At 55.4% G+C, this 17,593-nt stretch carries 14 protein-coding genes; 4 read left to right on the forward strand and 10 right to left on the reverse strand.

Annotated features, from left to right (window positions below):
- Positions 1 to 59 precede the first annotated feature (59 nt).
- The 5 genes from mglB to JTA15_RS10450 form a co-directional block, all read right to left on the reverse strand.
- Positions 60 to 1,058, reverse strand: a complete 999-nt coding sequence (mglB, locus tag JTA15_RS10430) for a galactose/glucose ABC transporter substrate-binding protein MglB (protein ID WP_014170907.1) — start codon at positions 1,056 to 1,058, stop codon at positions 60 to 62.
- A 295-nt stretch (positions 1,059 to 1,353) separates the two neighbouring features.
- Positions 1,354 to 2,376: an HTH-type transcriptional regulator GalS gene (galS, locus tag JTA15_RS10435; protein WP_020883196.1), complete on the reverse strand. Its 1,023-nt coding sequence runs from the start codon at positions 2,374 to 2,376 to the stop codon at positions 1,354 to 1,356.
- A 155-nt stretch (positions 2,377 to 2,531) separates the two neighbouring features.
- On the reverse strand, positions 2,532 to 3,689 hold the full coding sequence (gene yeiB / locus JTA15_RS10440) for a DUF418 domain-containing protein YeiB (protein WP_219373202.1): 1,158 nt from the start codon (positions 3,687 to 3,689) through the stop codon (positions 2,532 to 2,534).
- Positions 3,690 to 3,707: 18 nt separating this feature from the next.
- Positions 3,708 to 4,376: a GTP cyclohydrolase I FolE gene (folE, locus tag JTA15_RS10445; RefSeq protein WP_020883194.1), complete on the reverse strand. Its 669-nt coding sequence runs from the start codon at positions 4,374 to 4,376 to the stop codon at positions 3,708 to 3,710.
- A gap of 102 nt (positions 4,377 to 4,478) precedes the next feature.
- A complete protein-coding gene (locus JTA15_RS10450) occupies positions 4,479 to 5,627 on the reverse strand; it encodes a YbfB/YjiJ family MFS transporter (RefSeq protein WP_032678574.1) in 1,149 nt (382 codons plus the stop codon).
- A 138-nt stretch (positions 5,628 to 5,765) separates the two neighbouring features.
- On the opposite strand from JTA15_RS10450, the gene fghA reads away from it, so the two are divergent.
- Both fghA and JTA15_RS10460 read left to right on the forward strand, forming a co-directional pair.
- Complete coding sequence (gene fghA, locus JTA15_RS10455; RefSeq protein ID WP_014170912.1) at positions 5,766 to 6,602, forward strand: S-formylglutathione hydrolase; 837 nt, start codon at positions 5,766 to 5,768, stop codon at positions 6,600 to 6,602.
- 249 nt (positions 6,603 to 6,851) lie between these two features.
- The gene (locus JTA15_RS10460) at positions 6,852 to 8,837 is read left to right on the forward strand and encodes a ligand-gated channel protein (RefSeq protein WP_049023023.1); all 1,986 of its coding nucleotides are present in this window, start codon (positions 6,852 to 6,854) and stop codon (positions 8,835 to 8,837) included.
- A 53-nt stretch (positions 8,838 to 8,890) separates the two neighbouring features.
- On the opposite strand, the gene JTA15_RS10465 is transcribed toward JTA15_RS10460, so the two are convergent.
- Together JTA15_RS10465 and yieE are read right to left on the reverse strand one after the other, a co-directional pair.
- Entirely contained in the window at positions 8,891 to 10,360 is a 1,470-nt protein-coding gene (locus tag JTA15_RS10465) for an amino acid permease (RefSeq protein ID WP_020883191.1), read from the reverse strand.
- Positions 10,361 to 10,529: 169 nt separating this feature from the next.
- Positions 10,530 to 11,396, reverse strand: a complete 867-nt coding sequence (gene yieE / locus JTA15_RS10470) for a DNA-binding transcriptional regulator YeiE (RefSeq protein WP_014170915.1) — start codon at positions 11,394 to 11,396, stop codon at positions 10,530 to 10,532.
- 98 nt (positions 11,397 to 11,494) lie between these two features.
- Between yieE and JTA15_RS10475 the strand changes: the two genes are divergently transcribed.
- Positions 11,495 to 12,541, forward strand: coding sequence for a YeiH family protein (locus tag JTA15_RS10475; RefSeq protein WP_032678578.1), 1,047 nt, complete (start codon positions 11,495 to 11,497; stop codon positions 12,539 to 12,541).
- A 64-nt stretch (positions 12,542 to 12,605) separates the two neighbouring features.
- Positions 12,606 to 13,463, forward strand: coding sequence for a deoxyribonuclease IV (gene nfo, locus JTA15_RS10480; protein ID WP_219373203.1), 858 nt, complete (start codon positions 12,606 to 12,608; stop codon positions 13,461 to 13,463).
- 47 nt (positions 13,464 to 13,510) lie between these two features.
- Here the strand turns inward: nfo and fruA are convergent, their stop codons facing one another.
- The 3 genes from fruA to fruB are packed head-to-tail and all read right to left on the reverse strand — an operon-like array spanning position 13,511 to position 17,278.
- Positions 13,511 to 15,193, reverse strand: coding sequence for a PTS fructose transporter subunit IIBC (gene fruA, locus JTA15_RS10485; RefSeq protein WP_025203638.1), 1,683 nt, complete (start codon positions 15,191 to 15,193; stop codon positions 13,511 to 13,513).
- A gap of 16 nt (positions 15,194 to 15,209) precedes the next feature.
- Positions 15,210 to 16,148, reverse strand: coding sequence for a 1-phosphofructokinase (fruK, locus tag JTA15_RS10490; protein WP_014170919.1), 939 nt, complete (start codon positions 16,146 to 16,148; stop codon positions 15,210 to 15,212).
- Entirely contained in the window at positions 16,148 to 17,278 is a 1,131-nt protein-coding gene (gene fruB / locus JTA15_RS10495; protein ID WP_219373204.1) for a fused PTS fructose transporter subunit IIA/HPr protein, read from the reverse strand. The genes fruK and fruB overlap by 1 nt, the downstream gene beginning before the upstream one ends.
- Between the last annotated feature and the right edge of the window lie 315 nt (positions 17,279 to 17,593).

Raw genomic sequence — 17,593 nt, forward strand, 5'->3', positions numbered from 1 at the left:
GCATATCGCGTTATAAAAGGGCGCAACAAGTTGCGCCCAGTGAAGACAATTCAAATAACTTATTTACCGATAAACTCAGCCAGGTTGGACTGGTCTACGCCGACGTAAGGTACGCGAACGATTTTGTTTTCAATTTTCCAGGTCGTACCGTCTGCCGCACCTTTGCCATCGGCCAGGTTTTTCGCCAGATCGAAGGTTGCTTTCGCCTGGTTGTTGGCATCGTTCAGCACGGTACCGGCCATTGCACCGGATTTCACCAGGGCCAGAGCTTCTGGCAGTGCATCCACACCGAACACAGGAATGGCTGATTTGTTGTGCGCTTTCAGCGCTTCTACCGCACCCATAGCCATCGCATCGTTGTTGGCAATTACCACTTCGATTTTGTTAGCGTTCGGGCCGGACAGCCACGCGTCCATCTTATCTTTCGCCTGAGCGGTATCCCACATCGCGGTATCTAATGCCAGCTGCTGGGTTTTCAGGCCCTTATCATTCAGCTCTTTGATAACGTAAGTGGTACGGGCTTCAGCATCCGGATGGCCTGGTTCGCCTTTCAGCAGCACGAACTGGATCTGGCCGTCTTTGTTCAGGTCCCAGTTCGGGTTCGCCGCCCAGTGTTTAGCGATCAGATCGCCCTGAATAATTCCGGACTCTTTGGAGTCAGTACCGACGTAAAACGCTTTGTCATAGCTGTCCAGCGCTTTACGGGAAGGTTCTTTGTTGAAGAAGACAATCGGCACATTCTGGCCGCGCGCTTTTTCAATGACCGTGCCTGCCGCAGCGGGGTCAACCAGGTTGATGGCCAGTGCCTTCACGCCTTTTGCCAGCAGAACGTCGATCTGGTCGTTCTGTTTGGACTGGTCGTTCTGGGAGTCATTCATCAGCAGCTGAACATCTGGCGCTGCTTTAGCATCTTTCTCGATAGCTTTACGGACAACAGACATGAAGTTGTCGTCGTATTTATAGATGGTCACACCAATACGGGTATCCGCAGCGTGCGCTGCTGCACCAAAAAGCATGCTTGCCATTACAGCAGACAGGGTCAACACCTTCTTATTCATGGTATCTCCGGTTTTTTTTATGCAGGGTAGTTCTTGTGAATAACGATCGGCAGGCAGGTGTTAATAAAACGTTACTGACAGCCGAAGTTCACTTATAAAATTTCTATCTTCCGTGTTCGGTAACGCTCCAGAAATGCGTTTTATTCGTTGTTTGCGGCACATTGGCTATGGTGAAAGTGATTAATCACTGTTACATAGCGTTTCAGCCCCTAAAACGCTGACATCATAGTCAGCGCCTTGTTAAGATACTGTGAATTTACTCACAGATTGAAAACGGTTACATCCGCTGATGTAATCAGTTAGTGATCGGAACCACAATTTGCCGGGCAGCGACAGAATGTCGACGCACTAAAGTCGGCATGAAACAGTGTGTTGCGCCCGGATCCAGCAGCCCTGCCGCCCCCTGTAACGCCAGCTCAGTGGCCAGTTTGGCCATAGAGGCAATGGGGTAACGCACGGTGGTCAGCTGCGGGTCGGTGTAACGGGCAATGGGAATATCATCAAAACCAATCAACGATAAATGCTGTGGCACCGCAATGCCGTTATCCTTCAGCGCAGTCAGCGCCCCGGCCGCCATGTTATCGTTATAGGCAAACACGGCAGACAGCTGCAGATTACGGCCCAGCAACTCCACCATCGCCGCCTCCCCGCCCTGCATATCCGGCGTTCCGGTTCCGACCCAGCTTTCAGACGGCGTAATACCCTGTTCTTTAAGGGCGTTTTGCCAGCCTTCGCGCCGCAGCTCATCATCTTCAATATGATGGCTGGAGGCCAAAAAACCGATCCGCTGATGCCCGTTGTTGATGAGCATTTTGGTGGCCATCATCGCCCCGCTGACGTTATCCAGCCCGACGCAGCGGTGGGCATACCCTGGCACAATACGGTTGATCAGCACCATGCCCGGGATTTGCTCCATAAACCCGGAAATCTCGTCATCGCTTAAGGCTTTTGAGTGCACAATCAGTGCGTTACAACGCTGGCGGATCAGCACTTCAATCGCATGACGCTCTTTTTCAGCCTCGTGATAGCTGTTGCCAATCAGCACGTATTTCTGATGCTGCTGAGCGACAACGTCTACCGCTTTAACCAGCGCACCGAAAAAGGCATCAGAGACATCCATCACCACCACGCCAATGGTATCGCTGACCTGCGTGGCAAGCGCCTGCGCATTGGCATTAGGGCGATAACCCAGCTGGGTCACGGCTTTCATTACGGTTTCGCGGGTGTCAGGGCTGACCAGCGCGCTGTTGTTCAGCACGCGTGAGACGGTAGCCACGGAAACACCCGCCTGACGGGCGACGTCACGAATGGTGATCATATTCACCATCCTTCAAAGGATTGCAGCAACTCACAGACACCCCCTGTGTTTAGCAAGGTGGCTATTTTGGCAGCGAGAGAAAGGGGACTACGTGAAGAAGCTCACACAGATGAAAACGTTTACATCCGTTTTGTTAATGATTGTGATCCAGATCGTTATCTGGATGTATTTCTCAATGATACCCCTGAAGCATGTGCGGTTAACTGACGCCACACCCACTCCAGCGGCCCCTGGCGGAAATAACGTAGCCAGAGAACAGAAAACGCCAGGTTAACCATCCAGACCGGGATAACAAACGCCAGCAGCGAAAGCCGGTCGAATTTCATAAACAGGCCAAACCGATAGAAAAGCGTGGTGCATATCAGCGTCTGCAGAATGTAATTGCTGAGGGCCATACGGCCTACGCAGGCAATGGCACTGACAATCCATGCGCGACACATTTGTGGCCAGAAGCCGTAAATGAGTGCCGCATAGCCAATCGTCTGGAAGGGCGCGCTCAGCTCGCGCGGGACCTGAAGCAGAAACGCACACCAGCGGTAGTTCCAGTGCAGATGCCACTGCATGATCACTGCCGGCAAATTAATCAGCACGCCGAGAAGAATTAACCCGGCTCCCGTCAGGCGATAGTGGCGAAGGGAAAATTCCCCTTTCAGCCAGCCGGTGCGCATCAGTGATGCCCCCATCAGCATCATCCCTGCCAGCTGCCAGCCATACTGCGCCCCCAGCGCCAGCAGGTTATCGCCAAGCATATCCGCACGGTTGCTTATCGCTTCCGTGCCTCCTTTCAGCTTCCAGTACTGCTCGTACTGAAGGTTGGCGGCATCGGGGATCCATGAACGGTTTGCCGCATCACCGGAGATTATCCCCAGCAGTAACAGCACGCCAAGGCCCATGACGTAAAGCATCACGCCCGTGTTAAACAGGCTTTTTACGCTGTGCGCTTCGCGAATGAGCCGCCAGCAAATCAGCCCGACTAAGCCATAGGCGAGAAGAATGTCGCCATCCCAGAAGAATAGCCCGTGAATAAAGCCGAGGATCACCAGCAACGTCAGACGCGACTGGATCCAGCGCGTGCCCCGCCTGAGCAGTAGCTGCAGGCCTGCGCCAAACAGCAGGGCAAACAGGGTGAGGAATTTGACCTGGGCAAAGAGATCGAGGATGGCCCACGTCCAGGCATCGCTGCGGGTGATGTCGCCATACCACGCAGGATTGAGATACGCCGCCTTCGGCAAGCCGAAGGCGCTGATGTTAAGCAGCAGGATACCGAGAATGGCGACGCCTCGAACAAAATCGAGCGTGACGTTTCGCTCCATGTAGCCTGCCCTGTCAGATTAGTTGTGGTGACGCACGGCGCGCAGAAACTCCTGGCGGGTGTTCTGGCTGGATTTAAACAGACCGCCCAGCGACGTCGTGGTGGTCGCACTGGTGGCATCACGCACGCCGCGCGCTTTCACACAGTAGTGAACGGCGTCGATAGATACTGCCACGTTATTGGTGCCCAGCAGCGTTTGCAGCGCGGTCAGGATCTGCTGCGTCAGACGCTCCTGCACCTGTGGACGCTGAGCAAAGAACTGCACGATGCGGTTGATCTTCGACAGACCAATCACCGTATCTTTAGGAATATAAGCCACGGTCGCTTTACCGTCGATGGTCACGAAGTGGTGTTCGCAGGTACTGGTTAACGTGATATCACGTACCGTTACCATCTCATCCACCTTCATCTTGTTTTCAATGACGGTGATTTTCGGGAAATTGGCGTAATCCAGGCCGGAGAAAATTTCGTCAACGTACATTTTTGCGATACGGTGCGGCGTCTCCATCAGACTGTCGTCGCTCAGATCGAGATTCAGCAGTTGCATGATCTCGGTCATATGCCCAGCAATCAGATGCTTACGGGTTTCATTGTCCAGTTCCTGAACGGGTGGACGCAGTGGCGTTTCAAGACCACGCGCAACCAGAGCTTCGTGAACCAGGGCTGCTTCTTTACTGAGTGATGGCATTCTTTTCTCCTGCAGGTGTGGCGTCTTTTGCCCTCGTTGTGGCAAAAGTGTGCGCTCATTGTGCGTGAGGCGGCGCACATAATCCAGTATTCACGACGATAATTATTGCAATTGCTGTTGCCTTTCGGCCTGACGATCCCAGACCAGTGCGCCGCCGATGAACAGCGCGACGCCCGCCAGCCCCAGCGCAGGCTCCAGTCGGTGCGTGAGCCACGTCGACAACGCCGACGTTACCGGGCCAATCAACTGACCGATGGCATAACCGGTAGTAAGCAGTCCCGCCATGTAGCGCGTGTGATCTGGTGCCAGTTCGCGCCCATAAAGTAAAGAGAGCTGAACGGCACACAAGAACCCGCCCCCAACGAGCAAGCCGCCGGTCAGTAACCCGCCAATCCCCGGCAGCAGCCAGGCTGCCAATACGCCGGCCCCCTGCAACCACAATACGATAGCCAGCCTGCGGTTTGAGGTTGAGGTGTGGCGTAAAACGATGCTGAGCGCAATGCCCGCCACGGCGGCAATACCAAATATCGGCCAGACAAACTGGGCAAACAGACTGCCGGGAAAACGCACGGCCGCCATTTGCGATAAAAAGGTCGCCGGAAGGATATAGCCAAAGCCAGCCAGGCTGTAGCTCCAGACCAGGCGCTTTAAATTCTTCGTCAGGACGAGCGGTTCCGGTGCGCTGCCCGGCCGGTGAAGTTGACCCGCACGCGGCAGATACCGGGCCACCAGCGCGATAAGCACCAGTGCCAGCACGCCGTAGATTTGCCATGCTGCACCGGCGGAGAGCGCCTTAGCCTGGATATAGACGGCGAGCAGCCCGCTGAGCGCAATACCTGCACCTGGCCCGGCAAATACCGCGGCGCTGAGACCCGGTTTCCCCAGTTGTCCCAGCCGCTCGTTGGTCCAGGCGGCAATCAGCACCATCGACCAGCCACTCATGCAGCCAATCACAAAGCGCAGCAGGCCATGTACCACAGCGTTATCGGCCGCAGCGGAAAGCAGCGTCAGCGCAACTGCACCAAAAATACCCAACCAGAGGCGTGTTTCAACGAAGCGGTGCGCACGCATTGCATCCCATGCTCCCACCAGATAGCCCAGATAGTTCATCGCCGCCACCAGGCCCGCGCTGGTGAGCGTGAGTTGCCCGGCGGCAATCATTAGCGGCACCTGAGGGGTAAAAGCAAAGCGCCCTATCCCCATCGCTACCACCAGAACCACAAACCCACTGAGCGCGATACGCAGCGCCATGACCGCTCCAATTGTTAAAAAAAAGTTAATTTATGATGCCGCATCTTACCGTCCTGCGAAAGTGAAAGTTGCTCACAGGTAAATGAAAACTCTGTATTATGGGCCGAGTAAATAGCAATTCGTATTAAGGAGCCCTGCATGGAACTGCTCGAAGAGCATCGTTGTTTTGAAGGTCGACAGCAGCGCTGGCGGCACGACTCCAGCGTACTGAACTGTGCCATGACGTTCAGCATTTTTTTGCCGCCAACTGAAACGGGCGTAAAGCCACCCGTGCTGTTCTGGCTGTCCGGTTTAACCTGTACCGACGAAAACTTCACCACCAAAGCGGGCGCGCAGCGTATTGCGGCTGAACTGGGGATTGCGCTGGTCATGCCTGACACCAGCCCGCGTGGCGATGATGTCGCCGATGATGCCGGGTACGATCTGGGCAAAGGCGCCGGATTCTACCTGAACGCGACAGAGCAGCCCTGGGCACGTCATTACCGCATGTATGATTACATTCGTGACGAACTGCCTGCGCTGGTTCAGGCCGAATTTGAGGTAAGCGACCGCTGCGCCATTAGCGGACACTCCATGGGTGGACACGGCGCGTTGATAATGGCGCTGAAAAATCCGGGAAAATACACCAGCGTGTCGGCATTCGCCCCGATTGTGAACCCCACTCAGGTGCCATGGGGTCAGAAAGCCTTCACCCATTATTTGGGCAGTGACACAGATAAATGGCAGGCGTGGGACAGCTGTGCGCTGATGCTGGCCAGCAACACGGGGGACGCCATCCCGACGCTGATCGATCAGGGCGATGCGGATCAGTTCCTCGCCGGTCAGCTACAACCTGCGGTTCTGGCCGAAGCGGCACGCCAGAAGGACTGGCCGCTGACGCTGCGTATCCAGCCAGGGTATGACCACAGCTATTACTTTATGGCGTCATTTATTGAAGATCATCTCCGCTTCCATGCGGCGCATCTGTTTAAGTAAGTTCCTCCCTTCTTGCCCGGTGGCGCTCCGTCTGCCGGGCCTCAAAACCCTATCCCTTTGAATAAAAGCCAGTTTCACCAACCAACATCAAAACACAAATGATTTCGATTATCATTTGTGTTTACAATTTCACATTCTTTTGTACAATTCCAGGCTCTTCTCCATCACAAAGAGTTCTTACAAGACAAATACATACAGTTCTCAGGGTTACCCGATGGAGTGTTTTTCTTTTTGATATGGAATGTTCAAATGACAATACCACGCGTTACGTTACTGGCTGTTGCCATCAGCGCCGCCATGCTCTCCCCACTTGCTCACGCAGCCGACCCGGATACCGTGGTGGTGACCGCCACGGGTTTTGAGCAAAAAATCCAGAATGCCCCGGCCTCTATCTCCGTCATTTCAAAGCAGCAGATTGAAGACAAGGCTTACCGCGATGTGACCGATGCGCTAAAAGATGTCCCGGGCGTCGTCGTCACGGGCGGCGGAAGCAGCAGCGATATCAGCATTCGCGGCATGGCGTCCCAGTACACCTTGTTCCTGGTCAATGGCAAGCGCGTCAGCACGCGCAGCACGCGCCCGAACAGCGATAACTCGGGCATTGAGCAAGGCTGGCTACCGCCGCTGGAGTCTATCGAGCGCATCGAAGTGATCCGCGGGCCCATGTCATCGCTCTATGGCTCAGATGCAATGGGCGGCGTAATCAACATCATTACCAAAAAAGTCTCGAATACCAAAGCCTGGACCGGATCGTTACACGGCGATGCCACGTTCCAGGAGAACCATGATTCCGGGGATATCTTCCAGACCAACGCCTACGCTTCCGGCCCGTTAATTGACGGACTGCTCGGTGCAAAAGTGACAGGCCTGCTCTCACGTCGCGCGGAAGATCAGATCCTGAACGGTTTCAATGAGCAGAAAATGCGTAACGGCGGGATCACGCTGAACTTTACCCCGGACGAGCAGAACGATTTTGACCTCGATTTTGCCCGCGAACTTCAGGACCGAAACAGCACGCCGGGCAAGTCGAAAGCGACTGAAACCTGCCGCGGGGCAACCTGCACGCCAAACAGCAAAAGCGAAACCCGCTACGAACATACGACCTATTCCCTTACCCACAGCGGTTACTACAGCGACTTCAACACTACCAGCTACATCCAGCAGGAAGAGACCAATAACCCGGTTCGCAAAATGCGTTCGTATAACACCACTTTCAACAACCAGAACCAGATCTTCCTCGGCGACCATACCCTGACCCTCGGCGGTCAATATCGCTATGAGAAGCTGCGTGACAACGGTAACCAGCTTGAGGCGGCGGACGGGCTCAACAAACTGACGCGCTGGAGCTGGGCGCTGTTTGCTGAAGATGAGTGGGCGATGACCGATAGCTTCACGGCGACCGGTGGTCTGCGTATGGATAAAGACCAGAACTATGGCACCAACTGGACGCCTCGCGGTTATGGGGTGTGGCACCTTGCAGAACAGTGGACGTTAAAAGGGGGCGTTTCTGCCGGCTACCGTGCACCGGATCTGCGTCAGTCCTCCGCCAACTGGGGTCAGGCAACGGGCGGCGGTCGGCTGGATGGCATGATCGTGGGTAACCCGGACCTCAAGCCGGAGAAGAGCCTGAGCGAAGAGATCGCCCTGCTCTGGGATAACAATGACAGTCTTAACGCCGGCGTTACGCTGTTCAATACCGACTTCAAAAACAAAATCACTGAAGTACGTCGCTGTAACAGCAGTGCCGACCCTGCCTGTACGATTGGCGGTCATGCCTACGATTTTGTCAGCGACCGGGTCAACGTCGACAAAGCCAACATGCGCGGTGTGGAATCCACTTTCGGCTGGAAAATCACCCGTGATGTTAACTGGACGGCTAACTACACCTATACCGAATCCGAGCAGAAGAGTGGTCAGTTCTCCGGTAAGCCGCTGAATAAAATGCCTAAGCATATGTTCAACACCACGGTGGACTGGCAGGCTACGCAGGATGTGGGCTTCTGGAGCCGCCTGAACTTCCGCGGCAAATCTTCTGAGTATCTCAGCCGAACCTCAATGTCACAGGGCAGCCCGTCTTACACGCAGGTTGATGTGGGTCTGCGCTATAACGCCAATAAGAACCTGCTGGTAACCGCAGGCGTGTATAACGTGCTGGATAAACAGATTGATTACGAGACTTACGATACCGTACTTGATGGCCGCCGTTACACTGTCGGCATGACCTACAGCTTCTGATCGCCAATAAAAAAGCCCGCTCAACCGAGCGGGCTAAAAGAGAGGAAGTGCGGTTATTGTTTTACGCGTCCCGGGAATTCCATTTCACTGTAGCGAACAAAGCGCGTCCCCTTCGTCAGTTTGTAACCAAACCAGATTATCAGGAACAGCGGAATACCGATGTAGGTCGCCGTTACACCACCCCAGTCGATACGGTCCGCAAGGAACGCTTCATAGTTCTGTCCCAGCGTAATAATCAGGCACAGAATGAAGGCGAAAATAGGCCCCAGCGGGAAGAACCCTGAGCGATACGGCAGGTCATTGATGTCATGACCTTGCATAACGTAACCGCGACGGAAGCGATAGTGGCTGATAGCAATCCCGAGCCAGGCGATAAAGCCCGTCATACCGGACGTATTGAGCAGCCACAGGTACACCGTCTGGTTGCCAAACATGGAGGTCAGGAAGCACAGACCGGCAATCACCGTTGTGGCATACAGGGCGTTACGCGGTACGCCGCCACGGGACAGCTTAGAAAAGATGCGTGGCGCTTTGCCGTCGCATGCCAGGGTATAGAGCATACGGGTAGACGCGTACATGCCGGAGTTACCCGCTGAGAGCACGGCGGTCAGGATAACGGCGTTCATCACCGCCGCGGCGGAGAGCAGACCGGCATGCTGGAAGACCAGCGTGAACGGGCTAACGCTGATGTCTTTCACATCATTGCGCAGCAGGCTTGGATCGGTGTAAGGAATGATCAGGCTGATAATCAAAATCGCAAACACATAGAACAGCAGGATACGCCAGAATACCTGACGCACCGCGCGTGGAATGTTCTTCTCCGGGTTCTCGGATTCACCGGCAGCAATCCCGATCAGCTCGGTTCCCTGGAAGGAGAAGCCGACAATCATCGCCACGCCAATCATGGCCGAGAATCCACCCGCAAATGGCGCATCGCCAATGCTCCAGTTACTCCATCCTGCAGGTTGAGCGCCTTTGAAAATACCAACGATCATCGCCACACCGACGACGATAAAGATGATGACGGTTGCCACTTTGATCAAAGAGAACCAGTATTCCGCTTCGCCAAAACCACGCACGGAGATGTAGTTGAGCAGGAAGATCACCGCCAGGAACAGCGCACTCCAGATCCAGCCTGGCGTGTCCGGGAACCACCAGTTCATCACCAGCTGTGCGGCGACCAGGTCAACGGCGATAGTAACGGCCCAGTTGTACCAGTAGTTCCAGCCCAGCGCGAAGCCGAAGCCTTCTTCAACGTATTTTTGACCGTAGGTCGAAAACGAACCGGATACCGGCATGTAAGCCGCCAGTTCGCCCAGACTGGTCATCAGGAAGTACACCATCAGGCCAATCAGGATATAAGAGAAAAGTGCCCCACCCGGGCCGGCTGCCGAAATTGTTGCGCCAGAGGCAACAAAAAGACCTGTACCGATTGAACCGCCGATAGCGATCATCGTCAGGTGACGCGCCTTAAGTTCGCGACGTAGCGCGGGCGCTTCTGTGGTTTTAATTTCTGAAACCATGTGAAAATGCTGTCCCTTCAACAAATGAGGCGCGATTGTAGCAGACGATACGCGTTCCTTCCGGCAGAAATGCTCAGTTATAAGAGAGCTTCATGACTCGGCCAGGATTATAAGTAAAGCACGCATCTGCATCTCCCCTCTCCCAACGGAGAGGATCCGCATTGCGGGTTTACATGTCGCAATAGCGCAGAAAACGCTGCAGCGAGCTGGAAAGGTGTTTCTGACGATGATGAATGCACCACAACGTGCGCACCAGTTTAGGCAACGGGAGCGGTATTTCGACCAGCGTGCCGGCCTCAAGCTGTTCAGCAATCACCCGCCGGGAGAGACAGCTGATGCCCAGCCCATGACGGACCGCGTGTTTGATGGCTTCCGAGTTGCCCAGCTCCATACTCAGCCGGAAATGCGGCAGGTGAGAGAGCAGCAGGTAATCGACAATTTCACGGGTACCGGAGCCCTGTTCCCGGAGGATCCACTGCGCCTGAGCCAGCCGTTCCAGCGTCACTTCACCCTGTAATAAAGAAGAGGCTGGCGAGGCGAACACCACCAGCTCATCTTCCAGCCAGGGTTCAGCAATGATATCGACGTTGTGACACGGCCCTTCAATCAAACCGATGTCCACGCGGAAATCGATCACCGCATTGATGACATCCTGGCTATTGCCAACGCTCATCTCCAGCGGCAGGGTCGGGAAATCCCGGCGATAGCGGGCAATCACTTCCGGCAGAATGTAATTGCCGATCGTACTGCTGGCGTAAACGCGGATGGCCCCGTTCTCTTCGCGGAACAATTGTTCGATTTCAGTCGCCTGCTCCAGCAATGCCAGCGCGCGCGGGTACAGCAGGCGGCCATGTTCATTGACGACCAGCCGTTTCCCCACTCTGTCGAAAAGCTGAACCCCCAGTTGCCCTTCCAGATCGGTCAGGGCCGCGCTTACCGCGGACTGGGACAACGCCAGCATTTGCGAGGCCTGCGTCGTCGACCCGCTTTTCAGCACTTCGGCAAAAACTTCCAGCTGACGCAACGTAATGTGCATGGTCACTTACCACTTATATAGATTGATTATAAGTATATAATCAATTTTATTTTTAAGCCACAACGCCGTAACCTTTTAGCCAGATAAAGGAGAAGGTTATGTCAGAACACACCTTACAGCATCAACGTACATTGTGGCACTTCGTGCCGGGTCTTGCGCTCAGCGCGGTGGTAACTGGCGTAGCGTTATGGGGCGGCAGCATTCCGGCCGTCGCCGGGGCAGGTTTTAGTGCCTTAACGCTGGCAATATTGCTCGGCATGGTGGTGGGAAATACCGTTTACCCCCATATCTGGAAGTCCTGTGATGGCGGGGTTATTTTCGCCAAACAGCATCTGCTGCGCCTCGGGATTATCCTTTACGGCTTCCGCCTGACCTTTTCACAGATTGCGGATGTCGGCGTCAGCGGGATCGCTATTGACGTCCTGACCCTGACCAGCACCTTTTTACTGGCCTGCTTTATTGGCCAGAAAGTGTTTGGGCTGGATAAACAAACCAGCTGGCTGATTGGTGCCGGCAGCAGCATCTGCGGGGCTGCCGCGGTACTGGCAACCGAGCCTGTCGTTAAGGCAGAATCCAGCAAAGTGACGGTTGCCGTCGCGACCGTGGTTATTTTCGGTACGCTGGCGATTTTCCTCTACCCGGCCATGTACCCGCTGGTTGCGCACTGGTTTAGCCCCGAGACCTACGGCATTTATATTGGTTCAACCATGCATGAAGTGGCTCAGGTGGTGGCGGCGGGTCACGCCATTAATCCGGATGCGGAAAATGCCGCGGTCATTGCCAAAATGCTGCGCGTGATGATGCTGGCTCCGTTCCTGATTATCCTGGCCGCTCGCGTAAAACAACTCGCGCCGGCAGGCAGCAGCCAGAAGAGTAAAATCACCATTCCATGGTTTGCGATTCTTTTCATCGTGGTGGCGGTATTTAACTCCTTCCACCTGCTGCCGAAAGCCGTGGTGGATATGCTGGTCACGCTGGATACCGTCCTGCTGGCGATGGCGATGGCGGCGCTCGGGGTCACGACACACGTGAGCGCGCTGAAAAAAGCAGGTGCAAAACCGCTGCTGATGGCGCTGGTACTCTTCATCTGGCTGATCGTTGGCGGCGGTGCGATTAACCTCGCGGTACATAGCCTGATGGCATAAACCACTTCATCCTTCTCCTGTTAACCCGTTATCATACGTATTTCGGGTTAACAGGAGTCCCTTTATGAAATATGTTGGAGCGCACGTCAGCGCTGCAGGTGGCCTTGCGAATGCCGCCATTCGCGCCGCCGAAATTGAGGCGACCGCTTTCGCCCTGTTCACCAAGAACCAGCGCCAGTGGCGCGCCGCCCCGCTCACCTCTGAAGTGATTGATGATTTCAAAGCCGCCTGTGAGAAATACCACTACGGGCCGGGTCAAATCCTTCCCCACGACAGCTATCTCATTAACCTCGGCCATCCCGTGCAGGAGGCGCTGGAGAAATCCCGCGAGGCTTTTCTTGATGAAGTGCAGCGCTGCGAGCAGCTTGGACTGACGCTGTTGAACTTCCATCCGGGAAGTCATCTGATGCAGATTGACGAAGATGCCTGTCTGGCGCGCATTGCCGAATCCATTAACATCACGCTGGATAAAACCCAGGGCGTGACGGCGGTCATCGAGAACACCGCCGGCCAGGGCAGTAACCTCGGCTTTAAGTTCGAACATCTGGCGGCCATTATTGACGGCGTGGAGGATAAATCCCGCGTGGGCGTATGTATTGATACCTGCCATGCCTTTGCCGCGGGTTACGATCTGCGTACGCCAGATGAGACGAAAAAGACCTTCGATGAGTTTGAACGCATTGTGGGCTTCAAGTATCTGCGCGGAATGCACTTGAACGATGCGAAAAGCGCGTTTGGCAGCCGCGTGGACCGCCATCACAGCCTCGGTGAAGGCAATATCGGCCACGATGCGTTCCGCTTTATTATGCAGGATGCCCGTTTCGACGGTATCCCGATGGTGCTGGAAACCATTAATCCGGACATCTGGGCAGAAGAGATTGCCTGGCTGAAGGCACAGCAAACCGCTGAACAGGCGGCATAAAAAAAGCCGGGTCGCATAAGCACCCGGCTTTTTTATTGTTTTACCGCTTACGCCGCTTTCGCGACCCCTTCCGCTTCCGGACGTTTCAGCACCGCGTAAGAGAGACCTGCCACCAGCGTACCGGCCACAATCGCCAGCAGATAACCCAGCACTGGCGTGATTGCACCTGGGATCAGCAGCACGAACAGACCGCCGTGTGGTGCCATCAGTTTCGCGCCAACCGCCATGGAGATAGCACCGGTTACCGCGCCCCCCACGATACAGCATGGCAGCACGCGCATTGGGTCACGCGCCGCGAACGGAATTGCCCCTTCGGTGATAAAGCACAGGCCAAGTACCAGGGCGGCTTTCCCCCCTTCCTGCTGCGCTTTGTCGAACTTACGACGTGCAATGATGGTTGCCAGGCCAAGAGCCAATGGTGGCACCATACCGGCCGCCATAATCGCTGCCATTGGCGCGTAGGTCTGGGTACTCAGCAGGCCAACACCGAATGCGTATGCTGCTTTGTTCACCGGGCCACCCATGTCGGTACACATCATGCCACCGAGAATAGCTCCCAGCAGTACCGCATTCGCGGTACCCATGGTTTGCAGCCAGTGGGTCAGACCCGCCAGGATACCCGCTACAGGTTTACCGATGAGGTAAATCATCGCCAGACCCACCACCAGGCTGGAAATCAACGGGATGATCAGGATCGGTTTCAGCGCTTCCATACTCTGCGGCAGTTTCAGCTTCGAGCTGATAAGCTTCGCAACGTAACCCGCCAGGAAACCGGCAATGATACCGCCGATAAAGCCAGAACCGGTGCTCACCGCCAGCATACCGCCGATAAGACCCGGCGTCAGGCCCGGACGGTCAGCGATGGAGAAGGCGATAAAGCCTGCCAGCACCGGCACCATCAGGGCAAACGCGGAACCACCACCAATCTGCATCAGGGCAGCAGCCAGCGTGCCTTCTTCTTTAAACGCGGTAATACCAAACGCGAACGAGAGGGCAATACACAGACCGCCCGCCACCACCATCGGCAGCATATAAGACACACCGGTCAGCAGATGGCGATAGGCGCCAGCTGACTCTTTCTTACCTTCCGTCGCAGTTTGCGTGGACCCCGTTGCCTGATACGGCTTCGCTTCCACCAGCGCTTTATCAAACTCCTGAGCGGTCTTTTTCAGCGCCAGGCCCGTTGACGTACGGTACATCGGCTTACCGGCAAATTTCGCCAGGTCCACTTCGATGTCAGCCGCAACCATCACCAGATCGGCTTCAGCCACCTCTTCAGGGGTGATTGCGTTGCCCGCACCAACGGATCCACGTGTTTCAACTTTTACCCACCAGCCGCGTTTTTTCGCTTCGGTTTCAATGGCTTCAGCCGCCATAAAGGTATGAGCCACGCCCGTCGGGCAGGCCGTGATCGCCACAATACGTTTTGGTCCGGACGCGGCAACCGGCGCCGCGACCGGTGCGCTGTAAACAGACGCATGACCTTTCGCTTCGCTCAGGAACAGTTCCGGGTGTGCCACCGCGCGATTGATATCGCCCAGCCACACTTTTTTGCCATTCAGCGCACTGTCAGCGGGAATTTTATCACCCAGAACAATCACCATTTCGGCGTCGCCCGGGTTATCCGTCATCTCGAGATGTGCTTTGTTCGCCGCCGCTCCCAGCAAGGTCTTCGCCATATAGGCGCGAGCCTGTCCGAGACCGGAGTCAATGATCAGCAGCGTTTTCATTATTCCTCTCCTGCTGTTAGTTAAAAGGTTTTAAGTCAACGCGCGCCATCATCGCGGCTAACTGGGTACGATCGGTAATACCGACATTGCTCTGGCTAACGGCCAGGGCAGCAACGGCGGTGGCAAGACGTAAAGTATGTTCACTGGATTCACGCATCAGCAGGCCATAAATCAGACCGCCAACCATTGAATCCCCTGCGCCAACGGTGCTGACAACGTCAACCGATGGCGGTTTGGCGATCCATTCGCCAGAAGCGTTAACCCACAGCGCCCCTTCTGCACCAAGAGAGATAACCACGTGAGCGATACCCTGCTCGCGCAGCGCATGGGCAGCGTCAATCACATCTTTTAATTCTGGCAGCTTACGGCCAGCCCAGATCTCCAGTTCGCGGCGATTCGGCTTCACCAGCCACGGCGAGGCTTTCAGGCCGGCGACCAGCGCGTCACGGCTGCTGTCAAAAATAATGCATGGGCACTGGCTTCGCAGACGCGTCATCCAGTCGGTGAACGCTTCCGGGCTCACGCCGGACGGCAGGCTGCCGCTGACGCAGACCATGTCGAACTGACCAAGCCAGGTCAGAGAGTCGTTCACGAAGCGCTCCCAGTCTGACGGAGTCACCTCGAAGCCTGAGAAGTTTAGATCGGTCACTTCGCCGTCTTTCTCCGTCAGCTTGACGTTGATACGGGTACGGCCCTGAACAACCTGAAAACGGTTAGCAATCCCCAGCTCGCTGAACAGCTGCTGGAAACCATCCTGGTTATCTTTACCGAGGAATCCGCCCACGGTGACATCGATACCGAGATCCTTGAGCACTTTCGCGACGTTAATCCCTTTACCTGCAGCATGCAGGCCAGTGGTACGCACGAGGTTTACTTCGCCGCGCTCAATCTCCGGGCAAAACCCCACCAGGTCGTATGCCGGGTTCAGCGTAATAGTCGCAACACGTCTGCTCATTATGCGCCCTCCCCCAGACCTGCCGCGATGGCGTCGCCAATCGCTTTCAGCGCCTGTTCAGCATCAGCACCCTGTGCGGTAAAGCGCAGACGGTGACCTTTCTTCACGCCCAGCGCGACAACTTTCATCAGGCTACGGCCGTTGGCCGGTTTGCCCGTGCCATCAAGGTTAGTCACGGTAATCTCACTTTCGAATTGTTTAATGGTATTCACCAGCATGGTGCCAGGACGGGCATGCAGGCCGTGCTCGTTACGCACTACAAACTCAGCGGTCAGCACGTCATCAGTCAGCACATCATCGCTGGTCAGCAGCGCCAGCAGCGTGCTTGCGTCAGCGTTCAGCAGTTTTTCAGCCTTGTCATTCAGCAGCAGATCGCCAAGACGTTTTAGCGCGGAAACCGGCTGTTCATCAGTCATCGCGACGGTGACCAGCATCGCAGCGTGCGCGCCCTCAACATCAAACGCGTTGACCGCGCGGCTCACCGCGATAGCGCTGCGCAGGTTGCCTTCAGCACTGTCGTTCAGCCAGATACCTTGTCCCAGGTTCAGCGGCTTCTCATTGATAACGCGCGTGATAAAGGACGCGTCTACCGCACCGGCTTCTTTCAGACGGCCTGCGTTCAGCGCCTGCAGCGTGACCAGATCGCTCGCCACAACATCCAGGGTCAATGTTTCATTATCCAGTTTCAGCGCTTCACTCTGTTTTTCGCCCATCAGCAACGCGCGCAGCTCTTCCGCCGTCGTCGCGGACTTCAGCTGTTCAGCCACCGAATCATCGCTCAGCACATGCGTCAGTTGACGCAGCAGGCCCAGGTGCTCGTCGCTGCTGGCAGCGATACCGATTGCCACGTAAGCAACCTGACCGTCGCCCCACACCACACCCTGAGGGAACTGATAAACCTGAACGCCGGTTTTCAGCACCTGATCGCGGGTGTCCGTTGTACCGTGCGGAATGGCAATGCCATTGCCGAGGAAAGTGGAGGTCTGCTGCTCGCGCGCCAGAATGCCGTTAACGTAGCCGTCCGCGACATTACCCGCCTGCACAAGGGCAGCGGCAACCTGGCGAATGGCCTCTTCTTTGTTCCCGGCCTGAGCGCCCGGGTGGATATCCTGAACAGATAACTGGAACATGGTTCTCCTCTCCTGCTGAACTTGAATCGTTTCAGCTTAAATGAGAAAAAATGCGCTAGCCTGCTCCGTTTGTTAAAACAAGATAGCGCTGAAACGTTTCAAAAAGTCTTGCGCTTTCTGCTTAACCTTGCAAGAAAAGTTACAAATGGCGATGCAGAATTTAGAGATACAGCACATTTCTTCTTCGCTCAGCTGAATCTTGCTGACGTTCAGCAAGTCAGTTTCAGCTAAGTTCAGCCCGCGACTGTTAATTGAAATGGCATTTTGATTTTTCGTGGCGAAATTGACCGCAGTACCTGTTTATTTTCTGACAAG

Source organism: Enterobacter sp. BIDMC 29 (assembly GCF_019378755.1).
Taxonomy (GTDB): domain Bacteria; phylum Pseudomonadota; class Gammaproteobacteria; order Enterobacterales; family Enterobacteriaceae; genus Enterobacter; species Enterobacter ludwigii.

What these genes read in the sequence shown, in the direction of transcription:
- folE (WP_020883194.1), bottom strand. Translation starts at nt 4,376, where the DNA reads ATGCCATCACTCAGTAAAGAAGCAGCCCTGGTTCACGAAGCTCTGGTT.
- yieE (WP_014170915.1), bottom strand. Translation starts at nt 11,396, where the DNA reads ATGCACATTACGTTGCGTCAGCTGGAAGTTTTTGCCGAAGTGCTGAAA.
- galS (WP_020883196.1), bottom strand. Translation starts at nt 2,376, where the DNA reads ATGATCACCATTCGTGACGTCGCCCGTCAGGCGGGTGTTTCCGTGGCT.
- fruB (WP_219373204.1), bottom strand. Translation starts at nt 17,278, where the DNA reads ATGTTCCAGTTATCTGTTCAGGATATCCACCCGGGCGCTCAGGCCGGG.
- JTA15_RS10465 (WP_020883191.1), bottom strand. Translation starts at nt 10,360, where the DNA reads ATGGTTTCAGAAATTAAAACCACAGAAGCGCCCGCGCTACGTCGCGAA.
- yeiB (WP_219373202.1), bottom strand. Translation starts at nt 3,689, where the DNA reads ATGGAGCGAAACGTCACGCTCGATTTTGTTCGAGGCGTCGCCATTCTC.
- mglB (WP_014170907.1), bottom strand. Translation starts at nt 1,058, where the DNA reads ATGAATAAGAAGGTGTTGACCCTGTCTGCTGTAATGGCAAGCATGCTT.
- fghA (WP_014170912.1), top strand. Translation starts at nt 5,766, where the DNA reads ATGGAACTGCTCGAAGAGCATCGTTGTTTTGAAGGTCGACAGCAGCGC.
- JTA15_RS10475 (WP_032678578.1), top strand. Translation starts at nt 11,495, where the DNA reads ATGTCAGAACACACCTTACAGCATCAACGTACATTGTGGCACTTCGTG.
- fruA (WP_025203638.1), bottom strand. Translation starts at nt 15,193, where the DNA reads ATGAAAACGCTGCTGATCATTGACTCCGGTCTCGGACAGGCTCGCGCC.
- JTA15_RS10450 (WP_032678574.1), bottom strand. Translation starts at nt 5,627, where the DNA reads ATGGCGCTGCGTATCGCGCTCAGTGGGTTTGTGGTTCTGGTGGTAGCG.
- JTA15_RS10460 (WP_049023023.1), top strand. Translation starts at nt 6,852, where the DNA reads ATGACAATACCACGCGTTACGTTACTGGCTGTTGCCATCAGCGCCGCC.
- nfo (WP_219373203.1), top strand. Translation starts at nt 12,606, where the DNA reads ATGAAATATGTTGGAGCGCACGTCAGCGCTGCAGGTGGCCTTGCGAAT.
- fruK (WP_014170919.1), bottom strand. Translation starts at nt 16,148, where the DNA reads ATGAGCAGACGTGTTGCGACTATTACGCTGAACCCGGCATACGACCTG.